The sequence below is a fragment of the Maridesulfovibrio sp. genome (assembly GCF_963676065.1).
In the GTDB taxonomy this organism is placed as follows: domain Bacteria; phylum Desulfobacterota; class Desulfovibrionia; order Desulfovibrionales; family Desulfovibrionaceae; genus Maridesulfovibrio.
Map to the genome: position 1 here is coordinate 1,373,235 of NZ_OY780933.1, position 23,996 is coordinate 1,397,230.

Consider the following 23,996-nt stretch of genomic DNA (forward strand, 5'->3'; position numbering starts at 1 on the left):
CTTAATTTTTTGCTTAACATTAATATTTGGTAGTTGCAAAATTAACCCATTTCATTTTCTAAGATTATTAAGTATGCATTTTCGTTCCCTTGTTCCATAATATTTTCTTGTACGGCCGGAATGGGATCTTCAAGAATTTGTTCTCCTGCTAGGGCTTCACTTTGATTTTCAATATGATTGTTGATGAGAGTGTCTACGCTGGTTCCATTAGGAACTCCACTAAGGGTCTGTTCTAGCTCCTGAGCATCAGGCTGTGCATTTTCTTCTGGCTTAAATGTACTTTGCAAACCAAGTTGATCAGCATAATATTGAGCCTGGTGACTAATGTTGTTTGGGTTTTTATTGCCGTCGTCATTAATTTCTATCTCGTCCATATATGCGTGAGAGCCTGTACTCATGGGGATAAATGGTTCCGGTGAGGCCTCTACGGAAACAGATATGGAATGGAATGTTTCAAAGGTGTTACCTTCATCTTTCACAGTTGTAGTCACGTTTAAGCTGAAGTCCCCGGAGAAGTCTTCTGGGGTGTTAAGCTGTAATCCTTCTATCTCTTCCGGTTCAAGACTCCATGATCCGTCTTCGTTTTTAAGCCCAGCTGAAAGAACAGAGCCTTCTGGCAGATCCAAAATAGTCAGGCTTAATGTTTTGTTCTCAGCTACGGCTTCGGCCTGCATATTCAAATATATAGGTTCACCTTGGGTTCCGGAAACGTCTTCGGTACTGAGTAAAGGACCATCTGGATCACCTTCGACAGAAATGGTAACAGCAATATCCTGAGTAGTTACCAGAGTGTCGCCATCGGCTTCAACGTTGACGAACCCCAGACTTAAATTAACTTCACCAGAGAAGTTCTCCGGTGGGGTAAACGTCATCACTTCTAAGTCGCTGGGATCAACGGTCCACGTTCCGTCCAAATTTTGAGTGCCGACAGAAAGAGTTCCACCTTCGGGCACACCGGATACAGTTATTACCGTAACATTTTCCGAGCCGTCCATGTCTTGATATGAGAAGTTCGCATCAATGGCGATGGCGGCGTCTTCGTTGCCGATAGAGTCGGTCGCGTTGACGATTACCTCATCAGCCTCACCAGCAACGCTAATAGCAATATCCTGAGTAGTTATCAGAGTGTCGCCATCGGCTTCCGCATTGACGAACCCCAGACTTAAATTAACTTCACCAGAGAAGTTCTCCGGTGGGGTAAATGCCATCACTTCTAAGTCGCTGGAATCAACGGTCCACGTTCCGTCTAAATTTTGAGTGCCGACAGAAAGAGTTCCGCCTTCGGGCACACCGGATACGGTTATTACCGTGACAATTTCCGAGCCGTCCATGTCTTGATATGAGAAGTCCGCATCAATGGCGATGGCTGTGTCTTCGCTGCCGATAGAGTCGGTCGCGTTGACGATTACCTCATCAGCCTCACCAGCAACGCTAACAGTAATATCCTGAGTAGTTACCAGAGTGTCGCCATCGGCTTCCTCGTTAACGAACCCGAGGCTTAAATTAACTTCACCAGAGAAGTTTTCCGATGGGGTAAATGTCATCCCTTCTAGGTCACTAGGATCAACTGTCCACGTTCCGTCCATATTCTGGGTGCCCACGGAAAGGGTTGCGCCTTCGGGCACACCGGATACAATTATTGCTGTGACAATTTCCGAGCCGTCCATGTCTTGATATGAGAAGTCCACATCAATGGCGATGGCTGTGTCTTCGCTGCCGATAGAGTCGGTCGCGTTGACGATTACCTCATCAGCCTCACCAGCAACGTTAACAGTAATATCCTGGGTAGTTACCAGAGTGTCGCCATCGGCTTCCTCGTTAACGAATCCGAGGCTCAAATTAACTTCACCAGAGAAGTTTTCCGATGGGGTAAATGTCATCCCTTCTAGGTCACTAGGATCAACTGTCCACGTTCCGTCCATATTCTGGGTGCCCACGGAAAGGGTTGCGCCTTCGGGGACACCGGAGACAGTTATTGCTGTGACAGTTTCCGAGCCGTCTACGTCCTGATATGAGAAGTCTGCATTAATGGTTATGGCAGTGTCTTCCTTGCCAGCTGCATCTGTTGCATTGACGGTTACTGCGTCAGCTACCCCAACAATGTCTAGAGTCATAGTTGACGATGATGTGGCAGTTTCCCCGGTTTCAGGCTCGGTGCTGGTAGCTGTTACCGTGAGGATAAATTCTCCGCTCTGGTTTTGTGCCGGGGTCATCGTCAATCCATCTAGATCATCCGCAGCTAACGTCCATGATCCGTCTGCATTCTGCGTTCCGGCGTCCAGAGTTGCACCAACTGGAACCCCTGTCACTGTGACTTCCAAAATTTCACTGCCGTCAGTTAGTGAGACTCCAAGATCGAGAGGAATATCAGTGTCTTCTATACCTACTGCCTCTTGCGGTTCTACAACTGCCGCATCCGCTATGGGAGCTACGCTAACAGTCAAATCTGTAGCAGAAGAAGCTGAGTCGCTACCGTCTGTGGTGATGATTTTTGCATGAAAATTGATGTCTCCAGAGAAGTGTTCGGGTGGAGTTACTGTCAGGTTCGTGAGTTCAGCACCAGTAACTTCCCATGAACCGTCTTCTTGCAGGGATCCGTGGGAAAAGGTTGTACCTTCGGGCATTCCGGTCAGTACTGCGACCACAGACTCACTGCCGTCAATATCGAATTCAGTGTACTCGATAGTGACGGGAATGGCAGTGTCTTCGTCGCCGTGGGAATTTTGGGAATCCACGATAACCGCGTCTGCAGTGCCTTCAACATCAACGCTGAAATTAGAGGAAGTGGTAGTGACTTCTCCTGTGGAGGTTTCCATAGTGTAGGCGTTTAGAGTCATATCGAAAGTTCCGCTGGCATCCGGCGGGGGAGTGAAAGTAAGATTCTCAAGTTGGGCTGCGGTAAAAGTCCATGATCCGTCACCGTTGTTGCTTCCTGTTGAGAACATGGCATCATCAGGTACACCGGAGATGGTCACACTCATGACTTCTGATCCATCCTCATCCATGAAGTCGGCATCGATATTAAGAGGAACGGCAGTGTCTTCTGTTCCAGTTGTATCATTTACGGTTAGATCGGCGGAATCCGTTTCTGCTGTGATCTTCACACCTAAAGTGTTGGAGAAGCTTGTTTGTGAGCCGTTAGATTCTTCTATGACGGTTTCGACTGTGAGTTTATAGTTGCCGTGCTCGTTTTCAGGAGGAACAAAGCTGAGCTGATCCAATGCAGTGGGATCAACGCTGAAACGACCATCTCCGAGATCAATAGCTCCGTTGATGCTTGCGCCCTCAGGTACATCACTGATGATGACTAAGACTAAGGATTCCGAACCATCGGAATCTCCGGTAGTCACCCTCAGGTCGAGATTTAGCGGAGTATCTTCTGTTCCACTGGAGTTGCCTAGTCGCACGCCGGGATGATCAACAACTGGATCAATGTCGGCGGTGACGTTTTCAACATCTTGTTGAGTTTCTCCGTCATTTCCGGTCTTTACCGCGGTCATGGTGAATTCGAACGAGCCTGCGAAGTCTGCTGGCGGGTTGATTGCGAGGTTGGCAATATTGGGATCGTCTCCGGGAATGATCCAATTACCATCAATAGGATTGTAAAATCCCATATTGGGAGTGGCTCCATCTGGAAGGTCTCTGATTACTATGGATTCCTGACTACCTCTTTCACCGAAATCAGGTATGGCTGTTATTGCAAAAGCCTGATCCTCAGTCCCTTCCGGTGGAGTAACGCTAAGTTCCGGTGCTTCGCTGGGATCGGCATTGTCATCGTCATTACTTCCTATTCCTAACTGATCTCTGATCCAGTCCACTAAATTATCCCACCAACTGCCGCCTCCACCATCTTCATTTATAGCCAGATCAAAAGAAATAGTGCTGGTTGCGGTATCGCCTTCTGATTCAGTGGCAATGGCATGTACGGTAACCGGTACAATCATGCTAGTGTCATCTCCTTTATGAACAAAGGAGAGATTGGCAAGTTGTTCATCAGAAACAAGGAATGACCCGCCACCGATGTTTAGCCCGTCAGTGGGGACTATCTGGGTTCCTTCCAGACCTGAAATGATGAAATTAAGTGATTCCGAACCATCGACATCGGTGAGTGCGCTACTGATCTCTGCGCTGATTTCGTCCCCGGAATCGCCGGAGATTGAATCAGCAGAGAGAGTAGGTGTGTCCGCATCTGCGATAACCCGAACGTTCAGCAGCCCTTCGCTGGTAGCGTTGACTCCCTCTCCATCGGTGATCATAGCCTTGATCGAAAGTTGGAAGTCATCACCGGAATCATCCGGCGGGGTGACGGTTACGTTGTTCAGGTCATCTGGCATAATTCGGAATACACTCGGTTCCTGTTCATCTGCTGCGGTCAGGGCAATTCCGTTTACCGAGAGTATAGCACCATCCGGTATGTCAGAGACTTCAACCCATTCCACTGATTCAGAATCGTCAGAATCTCTTAAGCCCGGATCAAGATTTAATGAAATTGCGGTGTCCTCTGTTCCGGTTGCAGAGCCGTATGAGCGAGGTGCATCAAGGCCCCCGCGAGCGGGTTGATCCACAACTGCGTCAACGTTTACGGTGGTGGTGTAATCATGAGATGCCTGCCGCCCGTCATTTTCCTGCACCACAACCTTGATATTGAGATTAAATTCTCCGGCAAAGTCTTTGGGTGGATTGACGGTCAGGTTTTGCATATCTTCCTGACTTACCGACCAGCGGCCGTTGCCGATGAATACCCCGGTGCTTAACGATGCCCCCTGCGGGAGATCGGATATAACGTAGCTGATGGTTTCCGAACTATCATCATCTGTGGAAGTAGCGTTAAAGTTAAGAGAAATGGGAGTGTCTTCGTTACCCTGCGCAACACCTATTTCCATTTCCGGTACATCGGGTACACCGCGAACCGTTACGTCCAGATTCTGCGGCTCAGAGTATGTCCGACTGCCGTCTTCTTCCACTGCCAGGGAACGTACGGTGAGGGTGAAACTCTCATTGGAATCCATGGGCGGAGTTATCTCAAGAGTGTCCAGCGCACTGGATGGAACCACCCAGTTTCCGTTAGCAAGCGGGGTACCGGCACTGAAACTGGAACCATTCGGAACATCTGAGAATTCTACATATAAAGATTCCGAACCGTCGGTGTCGGCAAGTCCTGCGCGGATGGTCAGTCCTATGCCGGAATCTTCATTACCTAGAGCATCAACTACGGTCAGAGAAGGAACATCGGCTACCCCTATCACGTCGACAGAGAAGTCAACGGAAGAAATAGCGGTGTCGTTGTTGGAACTTTCAGTGCTTGTTGCCAGCATGGACAGGTTGATGGGCCCGGAGAAGTTCTCCGGGGGAGTAAGTTCCAGACTATCAAAGTCTCCGGGATCGACAGTCCAAATGCCATCACCATTATTGGTTCCAGAGGACAGAGTTGCTCCGTCCGGTACACCTGAAATAGTTATGCCTAATGATTCTGAACCGTCGATGTCAGTGAGTTGGGCTCCCAGTGCCAGCTGCACAGGTGTATCTTCGTTGGTGGCTACATCCTGTGCTGTTACGGCTGGTGCGTCTGCATCTGCATTGAAAGTGGCTCTGAATCCATTGGTGCGAGTTGCGGTGTCGCCGTTCTCCGGTTCAACAGTGGTGACCTTGAATCCCAGCCGGACTGTTCCGCTGTAATCTTCAGGTGCGCTAAGCGAAATTGATCCGAGATCATCAGCTGGAACTGACCATTCGCCGTTACCAAGGTCTGCACCGCCGTTAACGGTAAAGCCTTCCGGTACTCCGGTTATGACGGTGGATTGGATTTCTTCAGAAGAATCCACCACCCGTGTATTCAGATTGAGATTGAGAGGCTCGTCTTCCATACCGCTCACACTTCTAACCCTTACCCATGCCCGGTCTGCATCTGCTTCAACGGAAACGGTGATGGGGGAGGATGTGCGTGCGGTATCACCGTCATTTTCTGTGGCAACACTGGTAACGTTAATATCAAATTTGCCACTGAAGTTTCTGGGTGCCTTGATAGCAAGACTGTCAATGTCATCCGCTTCAACTTTCCAAGTGCCGTCAGACTGTCTTATCCCATGGTTGAGGGTTGCGCCATTAGGAAGATCGGATATTTGAAAATGTATGGATTCGGAACCGTCGAGATCAGTAACTCCGCCTTCGATATCAAGTGAAATGAATCTATCTTCTGTTCCGTTGGCATCTTCTGTGGATATGGTTGGGGTATCTGCCACCCCGCTGCTTGATACAGGCAGGGTAGTCGTGTTGCTAGCCGTTGACCCATTTGGTTCAACAGCTGTAGTCGTCACGGTGAGAGTGAAGTCTTCGTTGGAATCAGCAGGAGGGTTAAGGGTCAATCCTTGGAGTTGTCCCGGTTCCAATGTCCATGAACCATCCCCGTTCAGTGTACCTGCGGAAAGGCTCGCGTCTTCGGGAACACCGCTGATCACTAACTGCGTAATGGATTCTGTCCCTGTGATATCTGTAGTTGCAGAGCTGATATCTAGGGCAACTGCAGTATCTTCAGCTGTGCTGGCTGCTGTTACCTGTAAATCAGGGGTATCGGCTACAGCATCTACAGTAACCGGGATTACTGATTTAACGGAAGCTGTTTGTCCGTCAGATTCAGTAGACGTTGCGGTAACAGTAATATTGAATTCGCCCTTGTAATCCTGAGGCGTGTTCATGGTCAGGCCGTTAATATCATCCGGTTCCAAGTTCCATGTGCCGTCTGCATTCTTTGTTCCGGAGGAAAGGTTGAAGCCGTCGGGAACGCCTTCGATTTTAAGGGATAGAGTTTCTGAACCGTCAGTGTCGACCAATAAAGCATCGACGTCGATTGCAATAGAGGTGTCCTCGTTACCACGTGATGTTTCGGTTCCCAGAGTTGGGGAATCAATCACCGGGGCCACAGCCACACTGAATGGTGCGGTGGTTACATCTGTGACGCCTCCAGTATCTGTGGCTGTAGATTCAAGGGCTAGATTCATGGTTCCTGAGAAATGTTCAGGTGGAGTTACGGTCAAGTTGCCGAGATCAGCAGGCTCAACGAACCAACGTCCGTTTCCTAAGTCGTTTCCGCTGGACAGGCTTGCTCCAGCAGGAACTCCGGTAATGACTGTGGAGAGGGTTTCGGAGCCGTCTACATCAACAACTGCTGCTGTGAGGTTTAGCGTAATGGGATTGTCTTCATTGCCGGATACATTGTCGGCAGCGGCTATAGGGGCATCGGCAACTGCGGCGAATATACCATCAACATTCACGGTGGTGTTTGAAGTGTCGCCATTTTCATCGGTTGAGGTTGCTGTAACGGTTAGACTGACATTGCCGGAAAAGTCCTGAGGCGGAATTAGTTCAAGATTATTGAGCTGATCCGGACTGAGCGACCATGATCCGTCGTTGTTGAGGATGCCGTCTGACAGGCTGAATCCGTCGGGAACATCTGAGATGGTATAGGATATATTTTCTGATCCGTCGGCATCGGTGAGGGTCCCTGCAACGTTGATAGCCATGCCGTTATCTTCTTCGGCACCACTGAGGGATGCAGTCAGCTCCGGTGCATCGGCAACAGCGTCAACTGTTACAGTGAATGGAGCACTGCTTACGGCACTTGACCCGTCCGGTTCCGTGGATGTGGCGGTTATTTCAAGGCTCATCTCACCGGAGAAGTCTCGGGGTGGGGTTATGGTCAGGTCCGCAAGGTCGGCAACGGGCACGGCCCATTCTCCGTTACCCAGCGCGTTACCGCTGGAAAGAGTTGATCCTTCGGGAAGTCCGCTGATGACCACACCGAGAGTTTCGGAGCCGTCAGTATCCACAAGTGATGAGCCTAAGGTTAGCGCAATAGGGCTATCTTCACTCCCGGAAACATCGGCCGCACCAACGGTGGGGGCATCAGCAACAGCTGAGAAGGTGGCACTGAAATTGGTGGAAGTTGTAGCAGTGTCTCCCCCGGTATCTTCTGCGGTGGCGGTCAGGCCCAGCGATACTGTCCCGGAATAGTGTTCTGGTGCGGTAAGCGAAACATCTGCGAGTTGATTAACAGGAATGGACCATTCTCCGTTACCGAGATCAATACCGGCAGATATAGTAAATTCTTCAGGAACTCCGGTAATCACAGTAGAGGTTATGGTTTCTGATCCGTCAATGTCCATTGTGACGGCGGAAAGGTCGAGTGCTATGGAGCTGTCTTCGGTTCCTGACACATCAACTGCTTTTACTTCAGGAGAATCAGCTATTCCGGTAATGGAAACAGGCAGGGTGGTACTGGTGGTGTGCGTGTCGCCGTCAGCTTCAGTGGAAGTGGCGGAAACGGAAAGATTGAATTCTCCACTATAATCTTTGGGGGCGGTGATTGTCAGCCCTGCAAGGTTAGAGGGCGCAAGTGTCCAACTTCCGTCGCCATTGTTAGTTCCGGCATTTAGGGTAAAACCTTCGGGCATGTTGGAAACAGTTATAGATAGGGTTTCCGAAGAGTCTAAATCTGTGAGGGCCGAACTGATATCAAGCGGGATCGAAGTGTTATCTTCTGCGCCAGTGGCATTTTGTACATCCAGTTCAGGAGCATCTGCCACACCACTTACAGATACGGTGAAAGTGTCGGAGGTCGAAGCGGTGCTGCCGTCCGATTCTGTGGCGGTACTGGTGATCTCAAAATCAAAGCTGCCGGAGAAATCAGCCGGAGGAGTTACGGTCAGGTTGCCGAGGTCCGCCGGGTCAACAGACCAGACTCCGTTACCGAGATCTATTCCATGACTCAATGATGCTCCGTTAGGAACGTTACTGATCTGCACGGACAGGCTTTCCGATGAATCGGTTAACTCACTGGACACCTCAATAGAGGTGGGAGTGTCTTCCTGTCCAGAAATATTGTTTGCAGATTGATCCGGAGTATCTGCTACTGGAGTGACATTGGCTTCTAGGACTGTTTCGGTACGGGCGGCGCTGCCGTCATTATCAGTGGCAATGGCTGCTACGTCAAAAGTAATTTCCCCGGAGTAGTTAGAAGGGGGATTGAATTGCAAACCGTCGAGGTCCTCCGGGAGCAGCGTCCATGTACCGTCTGCGTTTCTAGCCCCTGCGGTAAGGCTGGAACCTTCGGGAAGATTAGAAATTTCATAGGTCAGCGCTTCTGAACCATCTGTGTCGATGAGAGCTCCAGTAATGGTAAGATCTGCCGATCTATCCTCATGAGTATCACCAAGGGTCGCTTTCAGTTCCGGGGCATCGGCAACAGCTGTAGCGGAAACAGGCATACTTGAAGTCGTTGTGGCTGTGTTTCCGTTTGCCTCGGTGGCTGTGGCGGTGATGGTCAGATTGAAATTACCGCTGTAATTTTCGGGAGTTGAGAGGGTTAAGCCGTTTAAATCGGCCAGATAAAGTTGCCAATTACCATTGCCGAGGTCCGTACCTGCTGAAAGTGTGACTCCTTCAGGTACGCCGGAAATGGTGATTGAAAGTGATTCTTTTCCGCCATCTGAATCAAGGGATGCAACATTGATATTTAATGCAATGTCTGTGTCTTCGTCGCCTGTTGCTGCTGTGGCGATAATGCTTGGAGTTTGTGCGACCGGGGGAGGCGGAGTTTCATCTTCTGCTGTATCTTCACCAGCTAAGACAGCATCTGTTTCGTCCGGCAGCACTGCTTCTGCGCTGGTGACTTGAGCGGTCGAAGTCTGTACAGGAATTTCGGGATTTTGAGGATTTTCAAGGGCATCAGCAGTCAAGTCTGCGGCACGCACGTCGCCACGTTCGGGACTTGTGTCAGTTGAATCTGCTGCCATTCCGTCCAGTCCGCTCTCGGGTGTAGATGCCACTCCTTGCAATGGTTCATTTTCGACTGTCTGCGACTGGGGATCGCTTTCAATCTCCGATGCCGCCACAGCGTTTTCAACATCACCAGTTAACTGCCCGAGGTTGAGCTCGGCGTTTTCTTCTGCCTGATCTGCAGCAGCTCCAGTACGCCCGGCAACAAGCGCATTGTCATCTTTGCGCCCTCCAAAAGGCTGTTCTGCTTGTCCTTCTTGTGGAGCAGACTGGGAATATTCCTGCGCGTCAAGCTGTCTGGCGTCTCTGGCTGTCTGTTCCGCCTGCTCAGCTGCATTGGTTTCGTGATACTGCTTTAAATAATCAAGCTCTTCCTGTCCGGTTTCGTTTGCTTCGGGATTGTCAGCCATGATATGTCTCCTGCAATCAACGCTCGGTGAAGCTGTCGTGAGCCAATGTGAACACTGGTTTTAGCAAATACTCGAATACGGTTTTTTCCCCGGTGATAATATCTACTTCAGCGGTCATGCCGGGGATCAGAACGTTCTTTGTCGGGTCGCTGCCGAGATATTTTTTCTGCGGAGCCACCTCACCATGATAGTATAATTCGCCTTTTGGTCCGGTGAAAGTCGTCGGACTGATCTTTTCCATAACTCCGTCAATGGTTCCATAACGGGCGTAATCAAATGTATCGATACGGATAGTTACGGGCTGTTCCTGATGAATAAATCCGATCTCACGGGGCGAAATCTGAACTTCAACCATCAGGTCAACATCCACCGGAACAATTTCAGCTAGAATTTCACTGGGATTGACCACTGCTCCTAATGTGGTGAAGGGCAGTGATTTAATAATCCCTGCAGCCGGGGAGTTGATTAGCAGTCTATCCAGACTGGTTTGTCTTTCCGCAAGACGTTGTTTGACTTCTGCCAGTTCGGAAAGGACCTTGGAGCGTGCTTCCTGAGCATCTGCAAACATGTTTCGGCGAACCTTTTTTTGTTTTTCTTCAATTTCCAAAATTTCTTTTTCAGTGACCCGGTGCATACCGTCCAGTTCTTCAAGTTCTTTTTTGAATTCAGATTCGCGTTGCCGGGCATTTTGGTGTTCCAACCATGATGCAACTTTTTTTCTTTGCAGGTTTTTATAAATATTGGATATTTCCTTTGCAGATTTAAGCTGGTCCACTAGAACCGAGCGTGTTTTCTTCACAGCCTCCAAATATTGTTGTTTTTGTTGTAGCTGTTCATTCAAAGCCTGAACTTCTGCATCAAGCTCAGCGCGTTGAGCTAATAATAGCTGTTCTTGCTGTTCCGTGAAAAGTCCATCTTTTTTTTCATATTTATTGAATTGAGGAGCCTTGCCGGAAACAAAAGCTTTCAGTCGTTCTGCTTCCAATTCTAAGAAAATTCTTCTGGAAGCCAACTGCTTAACATCTGTTTCCGTTTTTAGGGGTTCAAAGCGGATAAGTGGTTGCCCCTTAGCAACCATTTGTCCTTCCTTGACTAAAAAATCTACGATCTGTCCCCCCTCAAGGCTTTGTACCAGTATCATGTCACCACGAGGTGCCACCTGGCCTCTTGTACGGGAAACTTCTGGTATTTTGGCTACAAAGGACCAGCCGACAAGGGCAAAAATAAATATTGCCGCTAGCCATGAAACTAGCCGTACTGGTTGTGATTCACGTGTTGGAGTAATGTTTCTTTCCCTGAATAAATCAATTGTAATTTTAGCTTTTTTAGTCATGTTCATCTCCGTCAGTGATTATTGGCCAGAAGTGCTGTTTGTTTTTTCGGGCTTTGGGATAGATCCAAAACTTACAGCCAACCCATGATCAAGCAGAAGTACACGGTCGCATTGTTCCAGTAGAGCTTTATTGTGTGAAGCTATGAGCACTGTGCGTTTTCCGCGATAGTCGTTAAGTGTGTGAATGAAGTTGGATTCTTGTTTTTCTGAATGGAAAATGGGGTCGTCGAAAATAAGGATAGAGGAATCCTTGAGCAGAATTTTTGCGATTGTGATAGCTTGTTGCGTATCATGACCTACCCGTAAGCCCCGTTTAGTGAATATGGGGGTATTCAGCCCTTCAGGAAGTTCGTTTATTAGGTTGGGGACCCCTGCCTTTTTCAAGGCAATTTGCATATCCAAATCCGTTGCGTCAGGCTTGCCTGCAAGTAGATTACTGCGTAGAGTTCCACGAAATGGGCGTTCATCAGAGGACATATAACCAAGCCAAGAGCGCAGGTCTTCCGGCTGAAATTGGCGAATATCACGACCTCCGATCATTATGCTTCCGCCCTGTGGTTGGAGCAGTCCGGTTATAGTTAGTAAGAGTGTTGATTTACCTGATCCGTTTGGTCCAGTTATGCCTATAATCTGGCCTTCCTCCGCATTGAAAGACAACCCAGCTAATGCCGGCTCCCGGTTAGGGCTATGACGGTAAACAACTCTGTTTACGGAAATGGTTTTAGGTAGACCCTTTAGCGGCGAAACAAGTGAGTGTTCAAGATTTTCACCGGAAAGGTCCATAAGTCGGTCAATCTGATTTGCAGAGTGGCGAAGTTGATAATAACGACTAAAAGTGGTGGCAAAGGTCTGGGCTGGGGCGGTTATCCGCCAGATGATCATCATTGCTGCTATTAGAGCACCAGCTGTTATACTGTTGTCGAAAACAAGCTTCACGCCGAAGGCTAATGTTGCCAGCGCAGTTATAGCAGAAATGGATCTGGAGATAATGCGCAGCAATGTAGAAACTATGGTGTATTCCCGGTTGGCTCGTGCTGATTTAGTCATTAATTGTGAGTAGCGTTGTAACCACTGATACTCCATTCCTACACCGATGATGTCTCGGATGTTGGTGACTACATCATGCTGCATGGCAGTGCGGTCAGCATTGAGTTTGGCGGAAATACGCATGGCTCTGTCCTCGGCCATGCTGAGGACGGGAATGAGGAGACCGTAGAAAATGAGTGCACATAACGGTACCACAACGAGGTTACCGCCCAAATAACCGATGGCGATCAAAAATATTACAATGAAGGGTGCGTCAAGTAATGTGGAGGCAAAACTGCCGGTTACGAATTCCCGCAGTCGTTCAAGGTCTCTGAAGCGAAGAATATGCGAATCCGCGCTGGACCGTTGTAGAACCGACAAGGGCAGGCTTAACAGTTTGCTTATGGACTCTGTGCCGGCCAAATAGGCTATACGGCTTCCCGCGTAGGTAAGCATTCGTGAACGGACGTTACGGAAGATGGTATTGAAAAAGACGACCAGCAGAACTCCGCTCCCAAGATAGATAAGCGCGTTTTCTGAATGAGCAGGAATTGCTCGGTCATATACATAACGGATATAGAAAGGCAGGGCCAATGCACACAGATTAGTAAAGAGACTGGAGATTACAGCTGTCAGAATCTGCGGCCAAAGTCCAGAAATAGTCCAATGCAGCCACGATGTTTGCGGTGGGCGTTCGGCTGTATTTGATTCCAGCTCATAGAACATAATTTGTCCGTGTCTGGGGATTTGGTCCTCTGGATTAATTATTGTGGCTTCGCCGTTATTTGCGATATGCAGTGCCGAAGCAGTCAGGACTTTGACGCATCCGGCCGGAAAAACTTCTGTAGTGTAGCCCAGCCGGGATAATACGTTGCGCATTCCTGGTAGGTCTAACTCTCCTTCTCCCTTTGACGGTAAAGACGAAACTAGATCTTTGATTGTGCCTTTCCAGCGTAGATCTGTCAGTACTCCGATTAAAGCAAATAAATATTGGTTTTGTTCAATTTTTGAATTCTGGAGTGCAAAAAATAATTCTCCGGTGATTCCCTCGTCTCCAAGAGCACAGGTTATTTGGCCTCTGGAGGCCATATTCTGGCTTTTTTCCATCGCTGTCATTATTTGCCTCCTGTGTTGCTTGAAATTGTGCATACACTTTCAAGCTCCAAAGTGTCCTTGAATGTATCATGCATTGATACGTCCAAGGGCATCATGATGATAGTCGGTCCATCCATTTCTTTCAGTAACTGGACAATACGCTTTTTGCCTGCAAGGTCGATTCCTTCGTCTGCTTCGTTGAAGATCAGGATTTTCGGTTCATTGACCAACGCCCTGACAATTGCAATACGCTGAATCATTCCCTGTTCAAGAGGGCCACCTATCATGTCTCCTATCTGAGTTCGAAATCCGTTCGGCAGAGCATGGATAAAGGTTGCTAACCCGATGCGTTCAGCGAGTTCGATGGCCAATGCTTCTTTTTTGGTCTGGAAAAGTGAGATGTTTTCAAGGATTGATCCCCGGAAGAGTTGGCTGTGCCTTGATATGAAAGCAACCTTGCTGCGGTATGCGGGACGGGAATAATTATTCAGTAGATGTCCTCCTACTAATAGATTTCCTCTTTCAGGTGCTGTCGTTCCTATCAGCAACCCCCAAAACAAAGGTAAGATATCGTCTCCGGCTTTGCGCAGCATTACTTTCTTGCCACTCTCCATATACATGGTAAATGAGTATTTTTTGTCGCCTCGTGAAACAATGACTTTATCCATAATTATAGAGCCATCTTCAAGAGGGGCTTCGCTGTCGGGAGTAAATATATTGTCGTCTTTAAGATCCCAAATATCTTTGATGCGTTTCTGGATAACTATGATTTTTTGGACCTGTGTCCAATGAACCATAAGTGATATTATGGGGCCGAGGCTGCGTCCAGCAAGGATAGTACATGCAGCCAATCCTCCGGTCGTAAGATAGCCTTTGATTACAAAGACTGCGCCGACGGCAACAGTGGCGATAGTAGTTGTTTTTCCTGTAAGAGCAATGAAATCAGCTAACGCATTACTGGTTCGGTCTAGTTTCAGCCTATGTTTTAATACCTCTTGAGTCTTACCCCTGAATGTCCTGAGTACCATCCGTTCGTCACCGATAGATTTTGCGGAGACGAGCGAATTGAATATATTGGTGGCAAAGTTAATACGGTCATCTTCAAGGTCGTTTGCCTTGAGGGAAGCTGAGCGCAGCATTCGCCCGGAAAGCAGTATGGTAAGGGCAGCAATTAAGAAAAGTGTAAGAGGAACAAAAACTAGGCCCCTGCCGATATACCAAATTGCACCCAAAAAAAGCATAGAGAACGGAAGATCACATATGACTAGAAAAGTTTGACCTGAATAGTGATCGCGTAAGCTGGTTATGTCATTCAGACGCTGCTTAATGATCCCAGTTCCAAGGCTCATAACCGATGACAAGTCACTTTTAAATATTTTAATCAAAGCCTGCATGGAAAAATCATATTCGTATTTTTCTGCGAAAACTGACAGGGTGAAAATTCGTAAATGACGTAGAGCAGCTTCAATAAATATGGCCAGCAGGGCTCCACCGAAAAGGACCATTGCCGTACTTGAGGATTTGTTGGGTAGTATCCGGTCATAGATCTGTAAAAGAACTATAGGAATTGCAAGATTGAGGATATTGATAACTGAGCTGAGCAGTAGAATATCCAGCCGTCTACCTGCTTTCAACGGAGTAACTGAGTGTGTTTTCTGCCTGGCGGTTGTGGCCATAGCTCTCTCCAAAGGTTAAAATAAATGCGATATCTTTAAACATGCATACTGCCCATTTCGTAGAATATAGTAAGTGATATTTTTTTTCCAGCGATTATATTTGGCTACAGAGTAATTGTTTTGGGTGCTGTGGCAAACCTTATTCATTGTGGGGAGAAAATAGGTAAAGATATTTCGGGGAGTTGTTCACAGCAAATCTGAGCAATTATGAGGCCAGGGTTTGAAATATAATCGAATAAAGTTTAATCATGGTTGGGAATCTGGTGTGTGGATACCATATGGAAATTTTGCTTTGGCCGTCTTTTTTTGAGGTGAGAGTATCTTTTTTCTTTACAGTAACAATTAATGAAAATATAAAATTTTTAAGCTGCTATGATTTGAGGATATCTGACATATAAAAATGAGCAGTATCCTGTTGTGAATTATTGCGATAACTGCTTTGAATATCTTGGGGAAGTGGAGTATTTCGGTATTGTGAATGAAGTTCCTTATGAAGATTTCTATGGAGCAGGATGTCGCTTGTGCGGGAAACCGGCCAAAGATGAGCGGTTTTAGCAGAAAGGCTAACAGGTAGTTCATGAGAGAGGCTCTGTAGTGAGTAACTCCACTGCTCCCTGGGAAAGGTCCGGACTAAGATGGGCATACCGCATAGTCATGTTGATAGTCTTATGTCGCATAAGCGTTTTGATCCGGTAAATATCGACGCCGGCAATTGCCAGCCAGGATGCAAAGGTATGTCTTAAGCTATGAAAGACAATTCGTTGGCTTTTGGCTGTGGCATATTTATTCAGTTCTAATTCGTCCACCACAGCCTTGAACTGATGTGAAAGGTTCTCGCGCTTTTTGCCTCCGGCAAGAGGGGGAAAGATCAAGGCTCCGTCAGACTGTTCTTTGCGGTGCATTAGCATATCAAGGGCTGCAGAATTAAGAGGAATACTTCCGCCCGGCTTCTGGGTGCTGCTGAGCATACGCACAGTAAGCAGCTTTCCATAAAAATTAATATCATGCCACTCTACACGCTGGATTTCGCCAAGCCTCATGCCAGTGTTTAATGATAGCTGAATTGCATCGTGTAGATCTTGCCAGCATTTCCTGTGATGTGCAGCTTTGGCTTGCTCTGCTTTTTCAATCGTTGCTGTTAGTAGTAATTTAGCTTCTTCTTTGCTAAGGAATCGCTCTCTTTGGTTCTGGTTGCCGATCTGGGGTAAATCTACGTGCTCAATAGGGGATTGGTCAGGGAATACGACCACATCTTCAACCACAGTCGTGGCTGCCCGGTTGAAAACAGATCTGATAATAGCCATATGATGGAGTACAGTCGCATCGGCCAGCTTGTCATCGTAAAGGGTGTCCATGAATTCCTGAAGGAGATCTGGAGTAATAGCCGAAAGAGGGAATTCTCCAAGAAATGGGTGAATACGCTTGTTTGCCCGCTTAACATCATCCGTCCAGGTTTTGCGTTTTTTGCGGTCGCGTTTCCATGGGATGTAGTACAATTCGAAAAAATCTCTGAAAGTGATTTCTTTGATTTGTTCTTTGGTTTCGTTTGCCTGAGCCTCGGCTTTCTTTTTGGCGTGTTGCTCTTTGAGTTCAGCAAATGTTGTTGGGCCAGATCCTTTTTTGTAGTTCTGTTGCAATGTGTGGCGAAGGGTAACTATTTCTGATACTTTCCACCCTTCAGAGGACCAGCCGATTCCTTCTTCAATCTTTTTCCCATTACGTGACCATCGGCAACTATAGTAGCGGTCAAGTTTGCCTTTATGTTTTCGGTCTGGGAATTCGTAGTAGCGGAGACCTATGGCTCCTTTAACCTTTGACCATTTTGCTTTGCTTGATTTCATTATCCCACTTTACTCCCACTTTTCGCAACTTTCAAGGGACGCTCTGGGACATTTTTATAAAAGAAAGTCTTTAAATACAGCATATAGGGACGCTCAGGGACACATGCTGTAGCCTTGGTATTGGACTCAAAATCCGCCGGGTTCACGCCCTTGAGAGTTCGAGTCTCTCTCCCGGTACCAGATAATACAAGGACTTACAGCTTTATGGTTGTAAGTCCTTTTTTTGTGTCTGGTGTTTTGTACAATTTTTTTGAGGGTGATGGGCTATAAACATTATTATTTAGCTTATGGGAAATAGAGACAGCCTGACTTGACAAGCTGGTTTGATTGGGCGTTACATATTTATGTGCTGAATAAATGTGCCGCTCAATGAGCTGGTGAAGGAATTTCATATGGTCCGTGATGAATCTTAACGGTTTATGTAAACGCTTATTCATAACTCCGTTTCTGCTGATTGAAGTGCCAGTCGCGCTGGTTGGCGAGTTTCTGCGAATGCGGCGAGGATGATTCCAATAAATAGAAAAGGGATGTGCTATGCAGTACTGGGGAAAAACATTTGAAGACGGCCAGTGGCATCATTTGCGGCGGCATTGTATTGAAGTTGCGGCTGTGATGAAGGTTCTGCTGCAGTCTGATGCCGCCCTGCGCAGCAGAATTTCTGCGTTGTCCCCCCTTGATGCGGATGCAACTGAAAACCTGCTTATCTACCTCGCATGTATTCATGATCTTGGTAAATTCTCCCTTTGTTTTCAACATCAGAAGGCTGATCTGGCAATTTTGAACGGAATTCCTGATCCTAAAGGCTCAGAACACCATACTATGCTGGGTGTGAAGTTATGGAGTGCGTACAGGCTCCACAAGAAGATAGGATGCACGGATTCAAGACTTTTCAGTCCCCTGGCAGTTGCAGCCCTTGCGCATCATGGGAATCCGGTCTCTTATGAAAAGATAAAGCCGGATAGACTGAAAAGATTTTTTGGCCTCTGCGTCGATGATGCATTGCAATTTAATGATGAAGCGGTCTCTTTTTTTATAAATCATGAATTCCAGGACGGTTTGCACGATGAATCCTTGCAGGGGCTTTCATGGGCTGCTGCCGGTCTGTTTATCCTGTCGGACTGGATAGGTTCAAATGAAATCTGGTTTGGCCCGGATTCAAGCCCTATTTCCATCTCAGCTGGATGGAAGGAAGCCTCGGAAAAGGCTAAGTTGGCTGTTTCGCAAGCGAAAATACTACCCGCCGCTTCGGCTGAGTCCACTAGCTTTGCCCACCTTTTCAAATATCTCCCCGATGATGCGGTCCCCAGTGTCCTGCAACAAGCTGTTCTCGACCTGCCGGAGCAGCGAGAGCCGGAATTGCTGATCCTCGAAGATCTGACCGGTGGCGGGAAGACGGAAGCAGCTGTGCTGGCCGCGCATAGGGCTATGCGTAGCGGTGCATCTCAGGGGCTTTTCATAGGTCTGCCGACTATGGCTACTGCCAATGCTATGTACAGCCGTCTTGCCGGTACGTACCGCAGACTTTTTAAGGATGAGGACGCTTCATTGATTCTCGCCCACGGGGGCCGGGCTCTGCATGATGGATATCTGGGGAGCATAGTACCTATGGAAAACGGAGCTGACGGGGTAGAAGATGATGGCAGGGCAGTCTGTTATTCATGGTTTGCCGATAACCGTAAGAAAGCTCTGCTCGCTCCTTGTGGTGTGGGGACAATTGATCAGGCCCTGCTTGGTATACTCAGCTCTAAACATCAGGCCCTGCGGCTTTTAGGACTCAGCCGTTCATTTCTTATTGTAGATGAAGTGCATGCCTATGATGCTTATACAGGGCGGCTTCTGGCAAATCTGCTTACTTTTCATGCCGCGCAGGGCGGCAGCGCAATCCTGCTTTCCGCCACATTGCCGGATCATATTCGCAGGGAACTCATGGAGGCATGGGCAAAAGGGCGAGATTTTTGCGGGGCTGATCCCTTGACCATATCGCCGAAAGAGGATGGTTTTCCTTTGCTGACCCGGATGCAGGATCGGTCTGTGCAGGAGATAGCCCTTGAAAGTAACAGAAAAATCGATATGTCCGTTGAATGTGTTTATGATGAAGGCGTGATGTTTCGCAGTCTTGTCGAGGTCCGTAAATCGGGCGGCTGCGGCTGCTGGATAAGAAATACTGTTGCTGATGCTGTCGCCGCGCGGGATTGCTTGATTGAAGAGTTTCAGCTGCCGGAAAAGGATGTGATCCTTTTTCATGCCCGGTTTACCGGTTTGGATCGCATGAAAATAGAACAGCAGGTGTTGGATCTTTTCGGTAAAGAAAGCGAACCGGAGCAGCGGTCCGGTAAGATCCTTATTGCCACACAGGTGGTCGAGCAGTCACTGGATTTGGACTTCGATCAATTGTTGTCTGATCTCGCTCCGATGGAACTGATGATTCAGCGGGCCGGGAGATGCCATCGGCATTTTAGGGATTTTCGGCCACAGGGATACGAATCTCCTTTGATGAAAGTGCTTATGCCTGATCCAGTAGATGACCCGAATGAGGATTGGTATGCGAATTTATTTGAAATAGGGCAATATGTTTACACGCATCCTGCTCTGCTCTGGCGTACAGCTCGATTGCTGAAGGAAAAAGGAGCTATCCGGTTGCCTGAAGAGGCCCGGGAATTAGTGGAAGGAGCGTATGGAGCCGGTTTGGAGGCTCCGGCCGTTTTTGAAGGACAGGAGTTGAAAGCCGAAGGAGATGAATCAGCCGGAAAATCGCTCGCCGGTTTTCTTTCGTTAAATTTCAGTGCCGGGTATAATTCCAATGAGGGACAGTGGGATAATGACACAATGACCCCGACAAGGCTGGGGGAAGAATCTCGTCAACTGCGGCTTTTAAAGGTTGAAGGCGGCCGGCTGTCGCTTTGGGCTGCGTCTGACGATAAATTTATTACCATTAAGGACTGCATGCGTTCCGAAGTTCGGGTAAGTGCCAAGAAGGTGCGCCAAGCGGTTAATAAAGGTTATGAAGCCGAAGTAGAAGCGCTGATGTCGTGCATGCCTGATAAAGGGCGCTGGTGCGAGTGTCTTGTTCTGAACAAGTCGGAAGGTGATGTCTGGGCCGGGCAGGCGCTCAATGTTCAAGGTGAGGATGTTGAAGTTCTGTACAGTTCACAAAGTGGTCTCGAAGTTGTTTGTTAAGGGTGAGTGGTTGATTTTTTAATGGATACTTGAGTATTGTTTTATAGAAAATTTATTTTGCAATAAGTAGACCTGAATTGGCATAAAAAGTTGGCAATTTTTATATTGCTGAAAAAGGTTAAAAAATACTGAAGTTTGCAGGAAGAGTGTTCCCCGCACACGCGGGGATGATCCGTGATCTATCGAAAGTATGTTCGAAAGATTCATGTGTTCCCCGCACACGCGGGGATGATCCGGCGATATCGGGCAGGTTCACATGAACCCCACCGTGTTCCCCGCACACGCGGGGATGATCCGCAATGATTCGTTAATCATGTCGGCAGTGCGGCGGTGTTCCCCGCACACGCGGGGATGATCCGGTACTCTCCTACTGCGCCTGCGCCGACTTTAAGTGTTCCCCGCACACGCGGGGATGATCCGGCGCGTTTCTTCTTCTGGGTTGCCTACCATATGTGTTCCCCGCACACGCGGGGATGATCCGTGCGGGCAAAGGTTCGTGAGAGCGGTGTAGATGTGTTCCCCGCACACGCGGGGATGATCCGAGTGCATGTATTTTGATAGAATGATGTTTTATGTGTTCCCCGCACACGCGGGGATGATCCGCTCTCTACCATCACATACAATTCATCCAATAGGTGTTCCCCGCACACGCGGGGATGATCCGCAGTAGATCAGTGGTTCGAATCCACTCGGACGGTGTTCCCCGCACACGCGGGGATGATCCGATTAGCAATCTTTTGGGGAGGACTTGGATTAAGTGTTCCCCGCACACGCGGGGATGATCCGCTATTGAGTATAACCGCCGGTCTGAGAACATTGTGTTCCCCGCACCCGCGGGGATGATCCGAGTGTTGTCCAAAGCCCATATTCGGTATTTTAGTGTTCCCCGCACCCGCGGGGATGATCCGGTCTATGATGGTTTTCCACGCTGATCCGTCACGTGTTCCCCGCACCCGCGGGGATGATCCGCCTTGGCACGGGTCTAAAATGTCTAGAGGTGCGTGTTCCCCGCACCCGCGGGGATGATCCGACTTGGTTTCAGAGTTCCGTGAATACGTGCGCGTGTTCCCCGCACCCGCGGGGATGATCCGTCTCATTCCCTGTTCAAACAGATCGACCCCTTGTGTTCCCCGCACACGCGGGGATGATCTAAGCGGGGGGGAATAGCTGAATTTTCTCCCCTCGCTTTTTGTCTTAAGTTATTTTTACTATCTCATGCATGGGTTGATATTTCCCATATTGATGGAGGCAACGGTATGAGATATTTTTTTGCGTTTGTATTTCTAGTCCTTACATATCCGTTCTGGGTGCCTTTCCCTTACTTATTATACAAGATATTTACTGCCCCTTCATGGGGGAATTTTTTCTGTTTGGTTTTTTCTTTTGCTATCTTCAAATGTCTTATGGAAGAATTGGTGAATTTTTTGCCGGATAAATCTAAATGAAATTATAGATCCATATCTTTTATCAAAAATTCTGTATCTGCTTTCTTTTTATTAATAAAACAATTATGTTGCCCCTGTATCTGTATTTTATAAAATGTGGAGGTGATTAATGCATTACAACCTTTTGCAGGAAAAATGGCTACCGGTCATCCGAGCGGATGGCAGCCATGACCGCATTGCTCCTTATGAGATCGTTGGTGGAGATTCTCCTCCGGTTGATCTTATTCCGCCGAGGCCCGATTTTCGGGCTGCCCTTATGGAATTTTTGATCGGGCTTGTTCAGACTGTTTATCCTCCTGATCAGGAAAAAGATTGGAAAGGCGGTTTTGCAAATTCACCGTCTCAGGATGAGTTGCGGTCCGCAATGATGGTTCATGAATCATATTTTAATCTGTTCGGGGCACGCCCGCGTTTCATGCAGGATTTTACTATGTCCGAGGAGGATAAGCCTGCTCGGAATCATGTTTCTGCTCTTCTTATTGACGCTCCGGGCGGCAATACCCTTAAGCATAATACCGACTTTTTTAACAAGCGTGGGGCGGTTGAATGCATGTGTCCGGCTTGTGCTGCCATGAGCCTCTTCACCTTACAGGCATTTGCCCCTGCTGGTGGTAGTGGGCACCGGACTTCTCTACGCGGGGGCGGTCCTTTGTCCACTTTGGTCAAGGGCGGTGAGCTTGATGATTTGAAAGTCGGGGCCTCTCTTTGGGAGAAGGTCTGGCTAAATGTGCTTCCGCTATCTAATAAAGAAGCACATAAGCTTCCTCCGGCTCCTGAAATTCCCGGAAATGTATTTCCGTGGGCTGCTCCCACCCGGACCAGCGAAAAATCTGAAATTACCACGCCCGAAGATGTCCATCCTCTGCATATTTATTGGTCCATGCCGCGCAGGATAGTGCTGGAGGAGGCGCCCAAGCATTGCCTTTGTTCCATCTGCGGTGCTGAGTCTGATGTCTCTGTTCCTTCATACCTTACCCGGCCTTCCGGTTACAACTACTCCGATACATGGGCCCATCCTCTTACTCCATACCGAATACAGACCGGAAAGCCGTTGTTATCAGTGAAAGGGCAGGCCAATATTTCTGCTTACAGCAATTGGCTGGGACTTATCTACGGGCAGCTTGATGCCGGAGGTAAAAAGAGCCGTATGGTTCCGTCCGCTTGTGTGCGCCATGCCGGCAGTGAACTCTATGATGCTGAAATAAACGTTGCCGGCTTCGATATGGATAATATGAAGGCCGTGCAATGGTGCGAGCATGAATTTCCTTTTCTCCGTACTGTGAATAATGATCTATTTCGGGAACATACTGAGCGGATGATTGTTGCTGCGGATAAGGTGCGCAGCAATCTTGTCGGCGCGGTGAAAGATGCATTGATCAATGATGCCGGAAAGAATCAGGCCAAGGTGGATAAAAGTTACTTTGCCAATGTGGGCACATCCTTCTGGGCTGCTACTTCCACCCGGTTTTATGAGCTTGCCGCGGATCTGGCCCGTACCGAGGAGGATGACCGGATAGAGAATCTGTTGGATTTGTGGGGGCGATACATTCATTCCCGAACCGGAAAGTTGTTTCAAGAGTACGTCATGTCTACCCATATTCCGCCGGAACGGTATGGCCGCTATGTGGAAGCAGGGCAGAAAATGGGTGCTTTCAACTATAGCTATCTGACCAAAAACGGGCTGATTAAAAAAGGAGAGACAAAGTGAAGTTGTCGGAAGTTTTGCAGCATAGCGAAGAATCAGAACGGTTACGCAAGGTCCTGATTAACTGGCACAAAGATTTGCAGGAAAACCGAGGAGAGCGGGCCAGATTGCGCAGGGAAAAGAGTCCTCTTGATGTTTATATTTCGGAAGATTTTCGGCGCGGGATAGTCAACATACTTTATCAGGAAAATTTTGAGTTCAATGAATCCGATCTGGGGCGTCTTGCTCTTCCTTTGGGTCTGATTTCGCATATTAAAATTTTGGATGACAGTGCTCATTTTGCCATGCTCTTCGCCAAATCAGATAAAGGCAGTGCGTATATGAAGGATGTACGCTTCCGTAAAATGCTTTCCATAGCTGAGGGCGATCAGGAAGCACTGTATGTCATGATGCTCAGAATGATTAAGCTGATGGGTTGCAAGGCCGGACTTAAAGGTTTGCTGGAGGGCGGCTGTTATTGGAATGATTATTCCCGCCGTCGTTGGGCCGAACAGTATTACTCAGTTAAAAAATAAAT

8 protein-coding genes and 1 CRISPR repeat array are annotated in these 23,996 nt (G+C 48.1%); of the genes, 3 read left to right on the forward strand and 5 right to left on the reverse strand.

Annotation, left to right across the window (positions count from 1 at the left end; genetic code table 11):
* Nucleotides 1-41: 41 nt before the first annotated feature.
* The 5 genes from ACKU35_RS06130 to ACKU35_RS06150 all read right to left on the reverse strand — a co-directional run bounded on the left by ACKU35_RS06130 (nucleotide 42) and on the right by ACKU35_RS06150 (nucleotide 17,152).
* Nucleotides 42-10,181, reverse strand: coding sequence for an Ig-like domain-containing protein (locus tag ACKU35_RS06130; RefSeq protein ID WP_319764137.1), 10,140 nt, complete (start codon nucleotides 10,179-10,181; stop codon nucleotides 42-44).
* A 16-nt stretch (nucleotides 10,182-10,197) separates the two neighbouring features.
* Nucleotides 10,198-11,514, reverse strand: coding sequence for an HlyD family type I secretion periplasmic adaptor subunit (locus ACKU35_RS06135; RefSeq protein WP_319764139.1), 1,317 nt, complete (start codon nucleotides 11,512-11,514; stop codon nucleotides 10,198-10,200).
* Nucleotides 11,515-11,532: 18 nt separating this feature from the next.
* Nucleotides 11,533-13,656, reverse strand: coding sequence for an ABC transporter transmembrane domain-containing protein (locus ACKU35_RS06140; RefSeq protein ID WP_319764140.1), 2,124 nt, complete (start codon nucleotides 13,654-13,656; stop codon nucleotides 11,533-11,535).
* Nucleotides 13,656-15,311: an ABC transporter transmembrane domain-containing protein gene (locus ACKU35_RS06145; RefSeq protein WP_319764142.1), complete on the reverse strand. Its 1,656-nt coding sequence runs from the start codon at nucleotides 15,309-15,311 to the stop codon at nucleotides 13,656-13,658. Before ACKU35_RS06145 ends, ACKU35_RS06140 begins: the two co-directional genes overlap by 1 nt.
* A gap of 575 nt (nucleotides 15,312-15,886) precedes the next feature.
* On the reverse strand, nucleotides 15,887-17,152 hold the full coding sequence (locus ACKU35_RS06150; protein ID WP_319764144.1) for a tyrosine-type recombinase/integrase: 1,266 nt from the start codon (nucleotides 17,150-17,152) through the stop codon (nucleotides 15,887-15,889).
* A gap of 534 nt (nucleotides 17,153-17,686) precedes the next feature.
* Here ACKU35_RS06150 and cas3 point away from each other — a divergent pair.
* The 3 genes from cas3 to casB all read left to right on the forward strand — a co-directional run bounded on the left by cas3 (nucleotide 17,687) and on the right by casB (nucleotide 23,994).
* The gene (gene cas3 / locus ACKU35_RS06155) at nucleotides 17,687-20,329 is read left to right on the forward strand and encodes a CRISPR-associated helicase Cas3' (protein WP_319764145.1); all 2,643 of its coding nucleotides are present in this window, start codon (nucleotides 17,687-17,689) and stop codon (nucleotides 20,327-20,329) included.
* 146 nt (nucleotides 20,330-20,475) lie between these two features.
* Nucleotides 20,476-21,481: a CRISPR direct-repeat array (repeat unit 29 nt; unit sequence GTGTTCCCCGCACCCGCGGGGATGATCCG).
* Nucleotides 21,482-21,883: 402 nt separating this feature from the next.
* Nucleotides 21,884-23,482 carry a type I-E CRISPR-associated protein Cse1/CasA gene (casA, locus tag ACKU35_RS06160; RefSeq protein ID WP_319764147.1) on the forward strand — a complete coding sequence of 533 codons (1,599 nt, stop codon included), beginning with the start codon at nucleotides 21,884-21,886 and terminating at the stop codon, nucleotides 23,480-23,482.
* Nucleotides 23,479-23,994 carry a type I-E CRISPR-associated protein Cse2/CasB gene (casB, locus tag ACKU35_RS06165; protein ID WP_319764149.1) on the forward strand — a complete coding sequence of 172 codons (516 nt, stop codon included), beginning with the start codon at nucleotides 23,479-23,481 and terminating at the stop codon, nucleotides 23,992-23,994. Before casA ends, casB begins: the two co-directional genes overlap by 4 nt.
* Nucleotides 23,995-23,996: the final 2 nt, after the last annotated feature.

What these genes read in the sequence shown, in the direction of transcription:
- ACKU35_RS06140 (WP_319764140.1), bottom strand. Translation starts at nt 13,656, where the DNA reads ATGACAGCGATGGAAAAAAGCCAGAATATGGCCTCCAGAGGCCAAATA.
- ACKU35_RS06130 (WP_319764137.1), bottom strand. Translation starts at nt 10,181, where the DNA reads ATGGCTGACAATCCCGAAGCAAACGAAACCGGACAGGAAGAGCTTGAT.
- cas3 (WP_319764145.1), top strand. Translation starts at nt 17,687, where the DNA reads ATGCAGTACTGGGGAAAAACATTTGAAGACGGCCAGTGGCATCATTTG.
- ACKU35_RS06150 (WP_319764144.1), bottom strand. Translation starts at nt 17,152, where the DNA reads ATGAAATCAAGCAAAGCAAAATGGTCAAAGGTTAAAGGAGCCATAGGT.
- casA (WP_319764147.1), top strand. Translation starts at nt 21,884, where the DNA reads ATGCATTACAACCTTTTGCAGGAAAAATGGCTACCGGTCATCCGAGCG.
- ACKU35_RS06135 (WP_319764139.1), bottom strand. Translation starts at nt 11,514, where the DNA reads ATGACTAAAAAAGCTAAAATTACAATTGATTTATTCAGGGAAAGAAAC.
- ACKU35_RS06145 (WP_319764142.1), bottom strand. Translation starts at nt 15,311, where the DNA reads ATGGCCACAACCGCCAGGCAGAAAACACACTCAGTTACTCCGTTGAAA.